Raw genomic sequence first — 15,718 nt, forward strand, 5'->3', positions numbered from 1 at the left:
ATCAGCGCGGCGCAGCTGACGCCCCGGGCGACGAGGGGCGCCGGCAGGACCGGCCGCTCGGCGTCACACCGGTGCGCCGGGGGCCCCGTCGACGTCAGGCTCGGTGACGCCCTGCTGGAGCGCCTCGCGCAGGTCCGCGGAGATCTCGCCCGTCGCGGCCCAGCGGATGACGAGTTCCGCCACATGGGGCACGGGAGCGTCCATGCGGCGCGACGCGTCGACGAGAGCGGCCCGCCCGTCGGCCGCGTCCACCTTCGACGTGGCGGCGATGATGCCGCTCGCTTCGGCGATCATGGCGTCGGTACCGACGGCGTCCCTGACCCGGCCGAGGACGGTTGCAGCCTCGCCGTTGCTCCCCGGCGTCTCGTCGGTGCCGCCGGCAGCATCCTGCGCGTGGTCGGCCGGGCCGGGGCGCCCGACGGGCTCCCGGTGGCCGGTGACGACGATCCGGCGCTGCCCCTGCTGCTCCTCCACCATGAACCCGGCGTGCGTGAGCGCCGCGGTCACCGCGGTGTGCAGCGCACGGAGTATGCCCTCCAGCCTGGGCGGCCCCTCACGCCGGTGGCCGCGGACCAACTCGCCGCGGGCGCGCAGGTCGAGGGGATCGGCCCAGCTCACGACGACGCCGCCGGGGCCAGGCCGTACGGTGAGGCCCGAGGTGTCCGTCCGGTCGGGCGCGCAGATGTCGAACCCCTCGGCGGCCAGGGCGTCGCACACCGCGGCCAGCAGGTCGTCGGGGCCGCCGTCGGACTCGTCCTCCGGAGCCCGTTGTTCCAACAGGCCCGTAGCGCCCCGCAGTTCCAGCTGGCCGGCGACCGGCGGCGACACCGCGACCACGGCGAGCGTCCGTCCGGCGTCACGGGCGCGCACGAAAGCCTCCGTGAGCACGTGCACCGTGGAGGCGTCGCAGGAGGAGACGCCGCTGAGATCGACGTCGAGGCCGGTGCCGGCGTCCAGCGCGGCGGTCAGCGTCTCGCGGAACGTGTCGGCGGCTTCGGAGCCGACCTCGCCCGTGACGGTGGCGAGGGAGCGGCCTGGTCCGCTTCCGGTCACCGTCACCGCGAAGCGGGAACTGTCACGAGTGGTCATGCGCAGTTCCTCTCCGGGCGGAGCACCTGCACTCCCATGCTCGGACGCGCCCGTACGGCCGTCAAGACACCTGAAACGTATTTCCGGTTTTTGGATGCCTGTATGGAAGGTCGTACGATCGATGCATGGAGACGTCCGACCCCTCACGCAGTACCTGGACTTTCGTCACCAATCACACCCGTGTCCTCACGGCGGTCGCCCGCAACCCCTGGATTCGCATCCGCGACCTGGCGTCGGCGCTCGACCTGACCGAACGGACCGTGCAGGCGCTGCTCTCCGACCTCGAGCAGGCCGGCTACCTGACCCGCACGCGCGAGGGCAGGCGGAACAGGTACCAGATCGACGCCGGAGGAAAGTTCCGCCATCCCGCGGAGGGCGACCGGCCGATCGCCCCGCTCCTGGAGCTGCTGACGGACGCGCCCGGTCCCTTGCCCCACCGCACCGGCGACGACGAGCCGGGCGAGCGGGACCGGAGTGCCGACTGACGTCAGCCGGTCACGATCTCGGTGTCGTAGAAGCAGAAGTGCCCCTTGATCGAGGCGACATCGGGCTTGGGGTCGAGGTACGCCCAGACGAGATCGGCCGCCCCCGGCCGGGACCAGTAGGAGGCGTCCCCCTTGTACGGGCAGTGGGTGCGCGAATCCGACGGCGTCAGCAGCGCGGTGTTCACGTCGTCGGGCGGCAGGTAGTAGCGCACCGGCAGGCCGGTCTCGTGAAGGAGCAGCGGCCGGCGGCTCTCGGCCAGGACCGTACCGTCGTGAACCACACGGACATGCTGCGTGCCCTGCTCGATCGTGATGCGATGACCCGGCGACATGTGCTCTCCTTCGGCTGCGCGGTACCGAACGGCGGTGCTGTGGAAGGTCTTCGCAATGTCAACCTCGCTGAGGCCGCAGGTGTTCCCGGCGGGTGCCGATTGCGGCGGCAGATCGCCGGACCTGGCCTGAACAGGAGAGGATCATGCCTGCCTCGGCGCATGTTTCCCCAGGCCCGATGCGCCGCGAGGAGCCGTGGCGACGCCCGCCGCCGGGCTGCTGCGGCAGCGGTGGGTGTGGTGGCTGCCGGTCGTCGCCGTCGTGGCCGATCCCGTCGTGGAGTTCGCCCTGCACGGGCGTGAGCCCGTCAGCTTCCTCGTCGTCGGCGTCCCGCCGCTCGCGGCCGCGACACGCGGCCCGCGCGGCACCGCGCTGTCGGGTGTCGTCGCGTCCCGAACACCAGCCGTCCGGCGTACGGACGAGACGGTGGAATCCCCGCCGTCGGTCCGACCGCACTGCCGCAGCCGGAGCCCTGCGGGTCGGACGAGTGCCAGGCAGCACCGGCCGTGGGGCCCGTCCCGGCCTCATCGTCGCCGACGACGCCGACCACGAGCGGGTCGGGGAGCGAGGGCCGCCGCACGCGGTGGCGAGCGCGGGGCGCCGCCGGCGTCGGGCCGCGCCCCGTCGGGCGACAAGCCGGATCACCTCTCCGTACGGTCCAGCTCCTCGTCGAGGGCCAATGCCGCGTTGATGAGCGCGAGATGGGTGAAGGCCTGGGGGAAGTTGCCCAGTTGTTCGCCGGTCGGGCCTATCTCCTCGGCGAAGAGGCCGACGTGGTTGGCGTAGGTGAGCATCTTGTCGAAGGCGTAGCGGGCCACTCCCAGGCGACCGGCGCGGGCCAGAGCTTCCACGTACAGGAAACTGCACAGGGAGAAGGTCCCTTCGCTGCCGCGCAGTCCGTCGGGTGAGGCGGCCGGGTTGTAGCGGTGGACGAGGCTGTCCGAGACCAGTTCCCGCTCCATGGCGTCCAGGGTCGACAGCCAGCGGTGGTCCTTCGGGGAGAGAAAACCGACGGAGGGCAGCAACAGCAGTGCCGCGTCGAGGACTTCGGCTCCGTAGTGCTGGACGAACGCACCGCGACGAGTGCTGTAACCCCGGTCCATCACCTGCTCGAAGATCGCATCGCGCGCGGCGGTCCAGCCGGCGACATCGGCCGGCCGTGCCACCTGCGCTGCCAGGCGGATACCGCGGTCGAAGGCCACCCAGGACATCACCCGGCTCAAGGTGAAGTCCTTGCGGCCGCCGCGGGTTTCCCAGATGCCCTCGTCGGGACGGTCCCAGGTGTGCGCCAGCCAGTCGAGCAGCGCGCGCAGGCGCTGCCAGCCGTTGTACCCGGCCAGCTGAGCGATGTCGGGTGCACGGGTGAGAGCGAAGACCACTTCGCCGTAGATGTCGAGCTGGAGCTGGCCGGCCGCACCGTTGCCGATCCGGACCGGCGCCGAGCCACCGTAACCTTCCAGATGGCCGAGGACCTCCTCGTCGAGGTGCGGGTCGCCGTCCACCCGGTACATGACCTGGAGCGGCTCACCGGTCACCGTCGGGCCTGCCGGTATCCGGGCGCCGAGCCAGCGCCGGAAGGCATCCGCCTCTGCCTCGAACCCGAGGTCCAGCAGCGCCTTCACCGACAGCGCCGCGTCACGCACCCAGGTGTACCGGTAGTCCCAGTTGCGTTCGCCGCCCAGCTGCTCCGGCAGGCCCGCGGTGACCGCCGCGACGGGCGCACCCGTGGGTGCGTACGTCATCAGCTTGAGTGTGATCGCGGAGCGGTTGACCGACTGCTGCCAGCGGCCCCGGTACCGGCTGCGGTGAAGCCAACGGTGCCAGTAGTCGTAGGTGGAGCGGAACTCCCGCTGGATGCCTCCCTCGGTGAGTGGCGGGAGCGGTCCGGGAGGGCCGTCGCACACCGTCAGGACGGCTGCGGCCCGCTCGTCCTGCCGCAGCACCACGTCCGCCCGCACGTCCTGCCCGTCACTCTCGAGCGTCATCGGCCCTTCGACCTGGAGGCAGGCGGTCTGGTCGGGGCCGCGGAAGTACGCCACCCCCTGCTCCAGCACCAGCTTGTGTCCGGCGCGCCCGTAGTCGAACCGGGGCCGGCACGCCAGCCGGAAGCCGACCGTGCCACGGGTCACGCGCATGACGCGGACGATGCGGTGCCGGTCCGCCGGGGCCTCGGCCTCACCCAGCGGCATGAAGTCGATGACCTCCCCGACTCCGTCGGCGGTCATCAACCGTGTGACCAGGATTGCTGTGTCCGCCAGGTACAGCTGCCGTGTGGTGGCACCGGACGTCTGCGCGGTGATCGCGAAGTGACCGCCGCGGTCATGGTCGAGCAGCCCCGCGAACATGCTCGGTGAGTCGAATCGTGGAGTGCAGAACCAGTCGAGCACCCCCTCGGAGGTCACGAGTGCGGCCGTGCGCAGGTCCCCGATGAGCCCGTGATCCGCGACAGGCGGCCAACGAAGCATGGCGGTCCCTTCACGACGTCACCCGTTTCCTACGGTACGTCGGGACGTTTCGTCAGGCATGCGGGCGTCATCGGGAGGCGCTGCGACGCGGGCCGCGCCCACGCGGCGGTTCAGCCGAAGCCGACCGTCAGGTGGAGCGTGCCGTCATGCGGGATGCGCAGCAGATGGGCGCGCCGCGCGCCTCCGCGCAAGTACGTCGTCGGCATCGCGGTGAGGCTCGCGGTGCGCACGGCAGCCCACCGGATCTGGACCGTGGTGCGGCCCCGGCGCAGTGTGAGGCCGTCCGCGGTGGCCGTCGTGGCGGAGCCGTAGGACGCCGATGTGCCGTCGGTGAAGGTCACCCCGTCGGCCGGGTGCACGACGAGCGGGATCAGCTCGGTCGCCGCCGAGCCTGTGGTCACCACACGGCGCACCGTCTGCCGGGTGACGGTGACCTCGGTGGTGATCGCCGAGTCGGGGGTGCGGTACCGGACTCCGAACGGGGCGTCGGACGAAGGGTCTTCGCCGCTCCGCGGCCGCGCGTGTGCTCCGGCGACGTACTCGGCCGCCAGGTTGCCGTCGGCGTCGAGCCGTCCGTCGGCGAGCTGCGTGGCCCAGCAGCCGGCGTCGCCGTTCAGCGAGTACACGACCATGCCCGCGTCGGGGTGCCAGAGGAAGGACAGGCCGGAGCGGACCAGAGGCGTGGCCCGGTGACCGAAGAACGCTCCGAGATACAGACCCGGGCGCCGGACGAACAGGAACTCCTGGCCGCCGTCGCGGCGGAGTTCCACGAAGGTGTCCCGTTGCAGACAGGGCAGCTCGGCGATGGCGGCCTGCTTGTGTGCACGGGTGGGAAAGGCTTCGCCGTACGGCACGTGCGCGATGATGCGCGGTGAGGTGTTGCCGCGTTGCAGCGCGGGCACGGGCGCCGGATCCGCGGCCCAGGCGGCGCGTGCGGCGGCCCTGTCCTCACGGGTCGTGAAGAACGGCGCCAGTCCCGGCGCACCGGGCACGAAGAGCGAGCCCAGGTGGGTGCGGTCGGGCTCACGTATCTCGTCGTCGAGGGCGCGGATGCTGGTACGCGCGGACGCGGCGACGTTGGTGAACCAGCCCGAGCCGTCGGGTTCGCGGACGAGGTTGTAGCTCAGCCACGGCGCGAAGCCACGGGCCATGGAGAGCATGGCCGGCTCGTCCATGAGGTGATGGATCTCGGCCATGTCCGGCAGCATGACCTCGAAGTTGTAACCGACGTCCATCCCACGGGGCTCGTAGAAGAAGCCGTGCGGGCTCTGCCCGTGAGCGACGACGAAGGCGATGCGTTCCACCAGCCGTTCCCGCAGGGCGGGCTCCGGATCCAGGTCCAGGCACAGTGCCGCCCCGGCCAGGCCGGCGATGTGCTGGTTGGCGTACTTCAGGGGCGACTCCCAGACCGTGATGTTGCCGGGGTCGAGGAACCACTGCATCGCCTTGCGCAGAGCGGTCCGGATCTCGGCCTGCCGGGTGGGCAGCGCCCCGGTGGTGCGCAGATTCTGCAGTGTCTTGCTCAGGTAGCCGAGGCCGAAGCCGGTGGCGGCACGGGAGTGCTCGGTGGGCCGGTACTCGGGCCAGGAGCCGTCGTCGTGCTGCAGGCGCAGGTAGTGCTGGAGCGCCGCGTCGAGGCGGGCCAGCAGTGCCGGGTCGCCTGCGTACGGGTTCCACGGCCGGGGATGCGCGTGGAACCAGCTCAGTGTGTACACGTGCTCCTGGATGCGGGCGTTGTACGGCACGTTCGGCGTGCGCCACCAGCCGCCGGTGAACCAGCCGTAGGTGGCGGGGTCGGTGTCCTCGATCTCGTTGGCCATCGGGGCGAGGATCACGAGATACGGCGCGAACCGCTGCTCCTCGGGAGCGAACAGTGTGCGGTCGGGGGCGCCTTTCGGCAACGGTTCGAGGAGCGGCAGTCCCGTCCTCGTCAGGCCGGCCGCCTCGGCGGGCGGCGCGGCGAGCAGCGCGGTGCCGCCGACGGCGCCGAGCAGGGCGCGACGGCTGAGGCCGGGGAGGCCGGGGCCTGGGGGAGGGCACGGGTCTGTCGGGTGACGCACTGTTGTCTCCTTCAGAAGAGGGCCTCAGTCGCGGGTGAACTCCGCGAGCAGGTAGAGGAGTTGCGAGCGCCGTACGCAGGAGTCCAGGCGGAACGAGCCGGCGAGGTCCTCGATCCCGGCGTCGTCGAGGCGGGAGAAGAGGGCGGCGAACTCCTCGAGCATGGGCTCGCCGAGAAGAAGTTCTCGGACCAGCCGGCGCACGTACCAGCGCCGGCCGAACGGGGGCGGGTCGAAGCCGGGGTACTCGGCGGCGAGCAGTTCGTCCAGCGGGGCGAGGACGTGGGCGATGCCGTCCTCGCCGGTGGACCAGGGCTCGGTGCCCAGCCGCTCCTTCTTCTCCCTGATCGGTCGCAGCAGCCGGGACCAGGGCGAGTCGGGGTCGAGTGTCACCAGGCCGGACAGGTGGGTGTCCTTGTACGTCCAGATCGACCAGCTCGCGCCGTGCTCCTGGTAGATCTCCAGCTGGTCGCGGAGGACCGCGTAGCGGTGTTTGTCGACCGCGGGGTCGCCGGAGTACACCGGGCCGAACTCGCCGACCCACACCGGTGTCCCGGTACGGCGGGAGTGCGCGGTCCGCTCCAGGAAGCGCTCCTTGAGGACGGCACGGTCGACGTACCGGCCGCGTACGTCGCCGGGATACGTCGTCGCGTCGCGGATCCCGGCGAGGGCGTAGTCGTGCACCGAGTAGACGGTGTTGTCGTACGAGTCGCCGATGACGTCGAAGTCGTTGGCGTAGCGGTTGCCGTCGAGGAAGATCACATGGTCGGGGTCGACGGCTCGCACTGCGGTGGTGAGCCGCTGGTAGAACGGTCCGACCACGTCACCCGTGGGGTCGCCGGGTTCGTTCAGCAGGTTGTACCCCGCGATCTCGGGACGGCCGCGGAAGTGGTCGGCAAGGGCCTCCCAGATGGCCACGAGCCGGTCCTGGAAGTGGCGATGGCGCCACAGCCACGCATGGTGGGTCGGGTTGTCGCTGTGTTCCGACTGGTTCTGGAATCCGGGCGCGGCATGCAGGTCGATGACGGTGTAGAGGCCGTGCCGGGCGCAGGCGTCGACGGCGGCGGTCAGGCGCCGCATGCCCTCCTGCCTGATGTCGAAGGGGTGGGAGTCGTCGGCGAGGTGGCGGTAGTTGACGGCGATGCGTACGCAGTTGAGACCGGTGCGGGCGATGAGCGCGGCGTCGGCGTCGGTGAAGAACTCGTCGAGGATGCGGTCGAAGAGCCGGTCGGCCCGCCCCGCGCCCATGGTGCGGCGCAGGGCGTCCCGCGCCTGGTGCTCGGTGCCCGGGAAGCCGTTGAGGAAGTTCTCCATCATCATCCAGCCGCCGAGCCCGACACCTCGCAGCGTCACCGGTTCCCCGGAGGAAGTGGTGAGGCGGTCGCCGGTCGCTTTCAACATTCTCATCGCTAGCCCTTCAGGCCGCTGTTGACAATGGACTTGATGAACCACCGCTGGGCCACCATGAACACGGCCAGCACGGGGATGACGGTGAGCGTGCCGGCCGCCAGCTGCACGTTCCAGACGGGGCTTCCCTGGGCGTCCACGATCTGGGTGAGGGCGAGCGGCAGTGTGAACAGCTCCGGGGTGCGCAGGAACACCAGCGGTTCGAGGAACGAGTTCCAGCTGTGCAGGAAGGACAGCAGCGCCACGGCCGACAGCGACGGTCCGGCGAGCGGCAGCGCGATCTTGAAGAACAGCCCGAAACGTCCCAGCCCGTCGAGCCGTCCGCTCTCCTCCAGTTCGGCGGGCAGACCGAGGAAGAACTGCCGCATGATGAACGTGCCGAAGACAGCGTTGCCGCCGAAGACCGCCGGCAGGATCAGCGGCCAGTGGGTGTCGGTCCAGCCGATCTCGGAGAACAGCCGGAACAGCGGGACGATGACGACCTCGCTCGGCATCAGCAGGGCGGTGAGCAGCAGGACGAACATGATGCTCCGGCCGGCGAAGCGGATCCGGGCGAAGGCGTAGCCGGCCATGGCCGAGACCATGACGCTGCCCGCGGAGACCAGGGCCGCGATGTAGACACTGTTGAAGTACTGCTGACCGAAGGGCTGGTAGTCGGCGATGCGGGCGTAGTTGTCCCAACGCCACTCCCCGGGCAGCAGGGACGGCGGGTAGGCGAAGATCTCCGAGATCGGTTTGAGCGAGCTGCTCGCCATCCACAGGAGCGGCAGCACGAACGGCACGGCGAGGGCCAGCATCAGCGCGTAGAGCAGGGACCGGCGTACGACCGGTCCCCACGGGCGGCGCCGTGGGATACCCAGGGTTTCACTGCTCATGGAACACCCACTTCTTGCGCAGCCACCACTGCACGGCGGTGAGGATCAGAACGGCGACGAACAGCACCACCGCCAGCGCGCTCGCGTAGCCGAGGTCGAAGAACTTGAATGCCTGCAGGTAGATGTAATAGGCGAGCACGGTCGTGGAGTTGCCCGGACCGCCGACTGTCAGCACCAGGATCTGGCCGAAGACCTGGAGCGAGCCGATCACGGTGACGATCGCGGTCAGCAGCATCGTCGCGCTGATCATCGGCAGCGTGATCCGGCGGAAGACGGTCCAGGGGGAGGCGCCGTCGACGATCGCCGCCTCTCGCATCTCCGTGGGGACGGCCTGCAGGGCGGCCAGGAAGAGGACCATGTTCACGCCCACACCCTTGAGCACCTGCACCAGGATCACCGAGAACATCGCGGTGTCCGGCTCCCGCAGCCAGTTGGGCCCCTCGATGCCCACCGTGCGCAGCAGCAGGTTGACGCCGCCGTCGTTGCTGAGCAGGAAACCCCACACCACCGTCCAGGCGATGATCGACACGACCGTCGGCGAGAAGAAGATCGCGCGGAACACGACGGTGCCGCGCAGGCCTTGGTCCAGCAGTACGGCGAGGACCAGAGCGAGGCAGATGTTGAACGGCACCAGGCCCAGGGAGAACACGGCCGTGTTCCTCGCCACCTCGACCGCGAGCGGGTCGTCGAGCAGCCGCTGGTAGTTCTCACCGCCGACGAAACCCATCTCACCCGTGAGGTTGTTGTACGTGGTGAGGCTGTAGTAGACGACGGCGACCAGCGGACCCAGCACGAAGGCGGCGAATCCCAGCATCTGCGGGGCGACCAGCACGTACCCGGCGAGCATGTCCCACCGGCGCCACCGCGGTGTCCGGCGCCTGCCGCCGTCCTTGCGCGCCGGCGCGCCCCCGGTGGGGGCAGGGGCGGGCCGGGACGGTGGCGCGGGGGCCTTGCGAACGAGGAGACTCACGACCCGGTCCGCAGGATCGGCTGGATGGAGGTGCACAGGTCACGCAGGACCTTGCGGGTGTCGGCCTTCGGCTTCCAGGCGGCGTCGAGGCCGGCCCGCGTCTGCTCCGAGAGCTGGGCGTACCCCGTATGTCCGGGGCGCACGGTGCCGGACTTCAGCGAGTCGACGATGACCTCCTGGAGCTGATCCTTGCTGAGTAGCGGGTTCGTCTCGGCGAGGGTTTCGGCCGTCAGCAGCGAGGCGCGCGGCGGCGGGAAGAACCGGGCGAGTTTCGCGGCGTTCTCCGTGTTGGTGGAGTACAGGAAGAACTCCTTGGCCAGGTCCAGGTTCCTGCCCTTGGCGAAGACCCCGAGACCCGCCTGCCCGATCACCTGGCGGTCGCCGGCCGGTCCTGACGGCAGGGGCACCGTGCCCCACTTCCAGTTCACGTCGGCGAGCGGACCGATCTTGCTGACCTGGAAGATGACCATGGCGCTCTCACCGGAGAAGAAGTCCGCCTGCTCCCCGGGAGCCGGCGTGGACCGGTCCGTGAACGCCATGGACCGCAGGAAGTCGATCGCATCCGTCATCTTGGGATCGGAGAACCCGCAGGCGTCGTCGGGCGTCCACGGCGCGGCGCCGTACGCGCCCATGATCGGGTAGAGCCGGTCCCACTGCTTGTACTCGAACTCGTGGATCACCAGTCCGAACCGTGCCGCCTTGGCGTCGGTGACCTTCTTCGCCGCCTCCGCCAGGGCGTCCCAGGTCCAGGCGCCGTCCGCGACCAGCTCGGCCGGGTCGGCCGCCCCGGCCTTCGCCAGGACGTCCGCGTTGTAGAAGACGGCGAAGGGAGAGCTCGAGAACGGGTACGCGTACAGCGACGTGCCGCGCCGTCACTGGTTCAGCAGAGCCGGTTCCAGGTCGTTGTAGCGGTAGTCGCCGTCGGCCTTCATGTCCGGCGCCATGTCGACGAGGGTCTCGGCCTCGATGAAGTCGGCCGCGTTCGTCTCCAGGATCCAGCCCAGGTCGGGCGGGTTGCCCGAGGCGAGCTGGGTGGTCAGGGCCGTGGTGTAGTCGGCGGGGTTGAGCGACTCGAAGGTGACGCTCCTGACCTCGGGTCGGTCGGCTTTGAACGCCGCCCCGATGCTGTTGAGCAGGGCGAGGTGGTCCTTGTTCGCCGTCCACACCGAGATGCGGAGGTTGCCGTCGCCGGCGACCGTCCCTGTGCCGCTCCCACCGCCCGAGCAGCCGGCGGCGAGAGCGGCCACGCCGGCAGCGCCGGCCGCGATGACGGAGCGTCTCGTCGGATTCATGTCCAGACTCCTTGCGGTTCGCGGTTCAGTAAGCGGCTATCTCGGGCCAGCGCAGTTCGACGCCTTCGTCCGTCAGGCGCTTTTGGAAGTCGGCCAGCAGATCCGGTGCGTTGCGCACGGAGCGCGGGGAGGTTCCGCGCTCCAGGCAGAAGGCGGCCAGTGCGCCGGCCACCTCGCCGACGTTCCACTCGACGGGGTGCAGGCGATAGCAGCCGTTGGTGATGTGCGTGGTGCCGATGTTCTTGCCCGCGGGGAGCAGGTTCTCCATCCGCTCGGGCAGCAGCGCCCCGAGCGGGATCTGGAACGGGCAGGACGCCACGTCCAGGTAGTGGTCGCCGCCGGTGGAGGGGTGCAGATCGATGCGGTACATGCCGATGCCCACCGAGTCCGGGTACTCCACCGCACCGGCGTCGCCCCGCACCGCGAGGGACAGGTCCTGTTCCACGACGGTGCGTTCGGCGCGGATGCGCCGCGACTCGCGGATGTACGGGGCCTGCGCGAGACCGTCCGCCGAGCCCATGACGTCGCCGCGCAGCCGCAGCCCGGGGTAGCCGGTGCCGCCGTCGGGCCGCGGGGCCTCCGTCTGCAGCCAGTACAGGAACGAGTAGGACAACTCACGGGCGGCCGTGAGGTGCTCGGCGGCGTCGGGCACGTCGAAGACCGGGCCGGGCAGGTAGTCGATCATCGGCCAGTTGACCAGCGTGATGTCGCTCTCGTAGGCGCCGTCGGCGAAGTTGCGCCGCGCCGCGATGCGCCGAAAGGTCCACAGGTTGCTGTCCCCGGGGCTGAGGCGCTGGTCCGCGACGACGGCCAGCGGGTCGTCGTCCGGGTTCGGTGTGAACTCGCGCTCGACGATCTCCTTCGTTCTCGGATGAGGAGCGCTCAGCGAGAACAGGGGACCGCCCCAGAAGTCCGGCTGGTACGTGCGCCAGAAGCCGTACCGGGCCGGCTTGTCGACGGTGTGATCACCGTCCACGTGGTCCAGCGCGAAACACACCGACGCGGCTTGCATGTTCAGCGGCTGTGCCACGTCCGGGGCGCTGGGCTCGCCGGTCTCGGACTGCGCCTCGAAACCGGTGACGTACTCGGTACCCGTCAGCGGCAGCAACTCGCCCGTCTCGGTGGCGTCGAGGACGTACGGCGCGGTGACCGTGATCTCGTCGTCCCCGTCCCGGTGGGCCACCGTCACGGCGCTGACCCGGTCGCCGTCGGTCTCGGCGGACACCGGGCGGTACGGCTGCAGCACACGCAGCCGTCCGCTGCCCCGGTACGGAGCGAGCATCGCCTCCAGGACCGCCACGGCCACGCGCGGCTCGTGACAGAGCCGACTGACGTGCCCGGCACCGGGGTTGAGGTGACGCCACGCCCGGGAGCGTTCGGTGAGCGGGAAGTGGCGGCGGTAGTAGTCGCGTATCCCCTCCCGCACGGTCCGGTAGCTCGCGGTCGCGCCGAACTGCTCGACCCAGCTGTTCTCGTCCGGGGGCACGGCCTGGCTCGTGAGCTGGCCGCCCAGCCAGTCGAACTCCTCGGTCAGCACCACCTTCCGGCCGGCGCGGAGCGCGGCCAGCGCCGCTGCCACTCCGCCGAGCCCTCCGCCGATGACGAGGACTTCCGCCTCCATGCATGCTCCTTCCACCGTTGCGTCCCATCGCCTGTCGCGCCGGATGTCTCACGGCTCGGTTGATAGGCCCGTCCCAGGGCTTGTTCACGGGGTGCGGGGCGGCGCCAGAGTGGCGCCGGTCACGAGTGCGCAGGGGAGGAGCCGCTGTGGCGTGTCCTCCGCTCCTTCGAGGAGTGCGGTCAGCAACGCGACGGCCTGTCGGCCCATTTCCTCCCGCGGGATGCGGAATCCCGTGAAGTCGACGTCCGTCGGTACCGGAGTCGTCGGATCTCCCAGTGTCACGACCGACAGGTCGGCGGGTACCGTCAGGCCGCGGCGCTGTGCGGCCGCGACCAGTCCCACGGCGGTGGCGAAGTGCTCGACCAGGACCACCGTGGCCTCAGCGGCGAGCAGCGCCGCGAGCAACTCGTCGGGTTCGCGCCCGGGGGACAGCACGTCGAACGCGACGACGACACCGTCCTTCTGCGCCGCCTCGGTGGCCCGCAGGAAGCCGGTCCGCCGGTCCGCGGAGGACTCCACGTCGGCCGGCAGCCCCAGGTACGCCACGCGCCGGTGCCCGCGGGTCACTGCCAGCCGTACCAACTCGCCGACGCCGCTCGCGTAGTCGGCTCCCACGTACGGCACCGGACCACCGGCGTCGTCGCGCCGGCCGACCGTCACGAACGGGTACGCGTCGGCGACCATCCGCGTGAGGTCGTCGCGGTCGAGCGACCGGCCGAGCAGCAGGCAGCCGTCCGCGAGGCGGAGCCGGTTGTCGCCGCCGAAGATGCGCCGCCGCCCACCGGTCACCGAAGCGCTCGTCAGCAGGAGCAGATCACAGCCGACCCGCTCGGCGGCCTCCTCGATGCCGACCAGGAACGGGTGGTAGAAATCGCTGGTGTCGCTGGGGAACACCGCTTCGTAGGTGAAGACACCGAGGATCCGGTTGTGCTTCGCGGCCAGCCGCCTGGCCACCGGGTCGGGCGCGTAGCCGTACTCCTGGATCACCCGCAGCACGCGCTCACGGGTCTCCTGCGGAATGCGGATGTCCGCGTCGGTACGGCCGTTGAGCACCAGGGAGACGGTCGGCTGACTGACCCCGGCCAGGCGGGCGATGTCCCGCTGCGTTATCCGCCGCGCTGGGCGACCAGTCGTCACGTACGCCTCCGATAATGCGGATTATCTCTCCGTCGGAGTTCAGTGTCAGGGCCGTGTTTCGGACACGTCAACCCTTGTGACGCTTGATAATGCGAATTATCAACGCACGTTGCGGGCAAGCCACTTGGCGGTCACGAAGCGCCGGCCCCTACCTGCGGCAGCACCCCTGTACGTCAGGAGAAGACCACGCAGGCGGCGGCCGGCACCGACACCGCGCCGGCACGGCGCAGTCGCCCGCTCTGCGCGTCCACGTCGAACCAGGTGACGTCCCCGGACCACTCGTTGGCGACGTAGAGCCGGCGTCCCGTCGGGTCGGCCACGAGGTCGCGCGGCCAGCTGCCGCCGCTCTCCACGCAGTCCGTGATCCGTGGCTTGTCGGCTCCATCGGTCAGGGACAGGGTGACAAGTGTGTTGCTGCCGCGCACCGCCGCCCAGAGGAAGCGCTCGTCGGACGCCACGCAGACGACCGAGGGATACGCACGCACCCCGTCCGGAAGGTCGTCCGAGAGGATGGGCACCTCGGAGAGCGGTTCGAGGCGGCCGGACGCGGGGTCCCAGCGGCAGACGGTCAGCTGCGGCTCCAGTTCGTGCAGTACGTAGACCGTCTCGCCGTCCGGGTGGAATGCGAGATGACGGGGTCCGGATCCGGCGCGCAACGCGGTCTCGCCATGGCCCCGCAGCTCCCCGGTGGCGTGGTCCGGCGCCCAGACCCGTACCGAATCGGTGCCCAGGTCGACACTGAGCACCCAGTGGCCGCTGGGGTCGGGCAGTACCTGATGGGCGTGCGGTCCTGCCTGCCTGTCGGGATCGGGGCCGGAGCCGTGGTGCGCGAAGACAGAGGCCGGCCCCGACAGGCTGCCGTCGGAGGCAACCGGCAGGCTGCTGACGCTGCCCGAGGTGTAGTTGGCGGTCAGCAGGCGGTTCCCGGCCACACTGAGGTGAGCGGGACCGGAGGCGCCCACCTCGACCACCGGGCCGAGCGCGGTCAGACCCTCGGGGCCGGGCCGGAAGGCACCCACCGCACCCTGTTCTGCCTCGCTCACCGCGTAGAGCACTCCGCCGTCAGGGGCGAGAGTGAGCCAGGAGGGGTTGACGAACGGCGCGATCGCCGAGTGCGGCGTCAGCGCTCCGGTCGCCGGATCCACGGCTGCGACGGTGATGCCGTGGCCGCCGCCCGAGGTGAACGAGCCGATGTACGCGAGGTGTTCGCCGCCTCCGTCCGCCCGGTTGCTCTGCTGCCTGCCGCTCACAAGGTGCCCTCTGTTCTCGAATCGCCGGGATGTCCCATGATCGGCCGGTGACCGCCGTCACCGCGCCGTTGCGCCACCGCACGCCCGGGCCGCGAGCGCACGGTGCCGGTCGTCCGCTTCCCGCGCAGCCGCCTGCCAGGTTCGCGGACTAGTCCGTCAGGGCTGCTTCTGCGCCTGAGCGGCGGCCGCGCTCGCGGCGTCCTTCTCGGTGGCCGCGCCGGCGGTGCTGAGCTTGCCGCCGCTGGATTCGAGGTGCGCACGGACGAACCACTGGAACAGTTCGAGACTGCGCAGTTGCTCGATGAGCATGTCCTGCGTGACGGGGTCGGTCTCCTCGGTGGCGCGCATGGCCTCGCGGTGGTCCTCGATCACGGAGGTGTAGACGAGGTCGAGAGCACCCAGGTGCTCGATGGCTTCGGCCCGGCCGATGGAGTAGTCGTCCCAGCCGCGGTCGGCGACCAGGGCACCGGGTGTCCCCTTCGGCTCGCCGCCCAGGGTGGAGATGCGCTCGGCCAGGTCGTCCGTCATGGCGCGGACCTGCTCCACCTGCGGGTCCAGCATCTCGTGGACGGCGATGAAGTGCGGCCCCACCACGTTCCAGTGGATGTGTTTGAGCGTCAGTGCGACGTCGTTCAGCGAGTGCAGGCGCATCTGCAGCAGCCCGATGATGTCGCTGCTGGTCTCACGGCTGATGCCGGGGACGGTGTACGACGGCTCGGAAGGCTGTGACGGCATGGTGT

At 70.4% G+C, this 15,718-nt stretch carries 14 protein-coding genes; 1 reads left to right on the top strand and 13 read right to left on the bottom strand.

What is annotated here, in order from left to right; genetic code table 11:
- Window positions 1-63: 63 nt before the first annotated feature.
- The gene (locus tag HW130_RS04640) at window positions 64-1,089 is read right to left on the bottom strand and encodes an STAS domain-containing protein (protein WP_177148098.1); all 1,026 of its coding nucleotides are present in this window, start codon (window positions 1,087-1,089) and stop codon (window positions 64-66) included.
- A gap of 125 nt (window positions 1,090-1,214) precedes the next feature.
- Between HW130_RS04640 and HW130_RS04645 the strand changes: the two genes are divergently transcribed.
- The gene (locus HW130_RS04645; RefSeq protein WP_177148099.1) at window positions 1,215-1,574 is read left to right on the top strand and encodes a winged helix-turn-helix domain-containing protein; all 360 of its coding nucleotides are present in this window, start codon (window positions 1,215-1,217) and stop codon (window positions 1,572-1,574) included.
- A gap of 2 nt (window positions 1,575-1,576) precedes the next feature.
- On the opposite strand, the gene HW130_RS04650 is transcribed toward HW130_RS04645, so the two are convergent.
- The 12 genes from HW130_RS04650 to HW130_RS04705 form a co-directional block, all read right to left on the bottom strand.
- Entirely contained in the window at window positions 1,577-1,906 is a 330-nt protein-coding gene (locus HW130_RS04650; RefSeq protein ID WP_177148100.1) for a DUF427 domain-containing protein, read from the bottom strand.
- Window positions 1,907-2,545: 639 nt separating this feature from the next.
- Window positions 2,546-4,369, bottom strand: a complete 1,824-nt coding sequence (locus HW130_RS04655) for a glycoside hydrolase family 15 protein (protein WP_177148101.1) — start codon at window positions 4,367-4,369, stop codon at window positions 2,546-2,548.
- Window positions 4,370-4,479: 110 nt separating this feature from the next.
- Complete coding sequence (locus HW130_RS04660) at window positions 4,480-6,429, bottom strand: hypothetical protein (protein WP_177148102.1); 1,950 nt, start codon at window positions 6,427-6,429, stop codon at window positions 4,480-4,482.
- 24 nt (window positions 6,430-6,453) lie between these two features.
- Window positions 6,454-7,833: a glycoside hydrolase family 5 protein gene (locus HW130_RS04665; protein ID WP_218183108.1), complete on the bottom strand. Its 1,380-nt coding sequence runs from the start codon at window positions 7,831-7,833 to the stop codon at window positions 6,454-6,456.
- 2 nt (window positions 7,834-7,835) lie between these two features.
- Window positions 7,836-8,708, bottom strand: a complete 873-nt coding sequence (locus HW130_RS04670) for a carbohydrate ABC transporter permease (RefSeq protein ID WP_177148103.1) — start codon at window positions 8,706-8,708, stop codon at window positions 7,836-7,838.
- Window positions 8,698-9,678, bottom strand: coding sequence for a sugar ABC transporter permease (locus HW130_RS04675; RefSeq protein ID WP_309140321.1), 981 nt, complete (start codon window positions 9,676-9,678; stop codon window positions 8,698-8,700). Before HW130_RS04675 ends, HW130_RS04670 begins: the two co-directional genes overlap by 11 nt.
- The gene (locus tag HW130_RS04680; protein WP_177148149.1) at window positions 9,675-10,535 is read right to left on the bottom strand and encodes an extracellular solute-binding protein; all 861 of its coding nucleotides are present in this window, start codon (window positions 10,533-10,535) and stop codon (window positions 9,675-9,677) included. Before HW130_RS04680 ends, HW130_RS04675 begins: the two co-directional genes overlap by 4 nt.
- A 15-nt stretch (window positions 10,536-10,550) precedes the next feature.
- On the bottom strand, window positions 10,551-10,970 hold the full coding sequence (locus HW130_RS04685; protein WP_177148104.1) for an extracellular solute-binding protein: 420 nt from the start codon (window positions 10,968-10,970) through the stop codon (window positions 10,551-10,553).
- A 25-nt stretch (window positions 10,971-10,995) separates the two neighbouring features.
- Window positions 10,996-12,591: an FAD-dependent oxidoreductase gene (locus tag HW130_RS04690; protein ID WP_177148105.1), complete on the bottom strand. Its 1,596-nt coding sequence runs from the start codon at window positions 12,589-12,591 to the stop codon at window positions 10,996-10,998.
- Window positions 12,592-12,675: 84 nt separating this feature from the next.
- On the bottom strand, window positions 12,676-13,728 hold the full coding sequence (locus HW130_RS04695; protein WP_309140322.1) for a LacI family DNA-binding transcriptional regulator: 1,053 nt from the start codon (window positions 13,726-13,728) through the stop codon (window positions 12,676-12,678).
- Between the two features lie 173 nt (window positions 13,729-13,901).
- Window positions 13,902-14,978: a lactonase family protein gene (locus HW130_RS04700; protein ID WP_177148106.1), complete on the bottom strand. Its 1,077-nt coding sequence runs from the start codon at window positions 14,976-14,978 to the stop codon at window positions 13,902-13,904.
- Between the two features lie 156 nt (window positions 14,979-15,134).
- The gene (locus HW130_RS04705; RefSeq protein WP_177148107.1) at window positions 15,135-15,713 is read right to left on the bottom strand and encodes a Dps family protein; all 579 of its coding nucleotides are present in this window, start codon (window positions 15,711-15,713) and stop codon (window positions 15,135-15,137) included.
- Window positions 15,714-15,718: the final 5 nt, after the last annotated feature.

This window comes from Streptomyces sp. PKU-EA00015 (assembly GCF_013387495.1).
GTDB lineage: Bacteria > Actinomycetota > Actinomycetes > Streptomycetales > Streptomycetaceae > Streptomyces.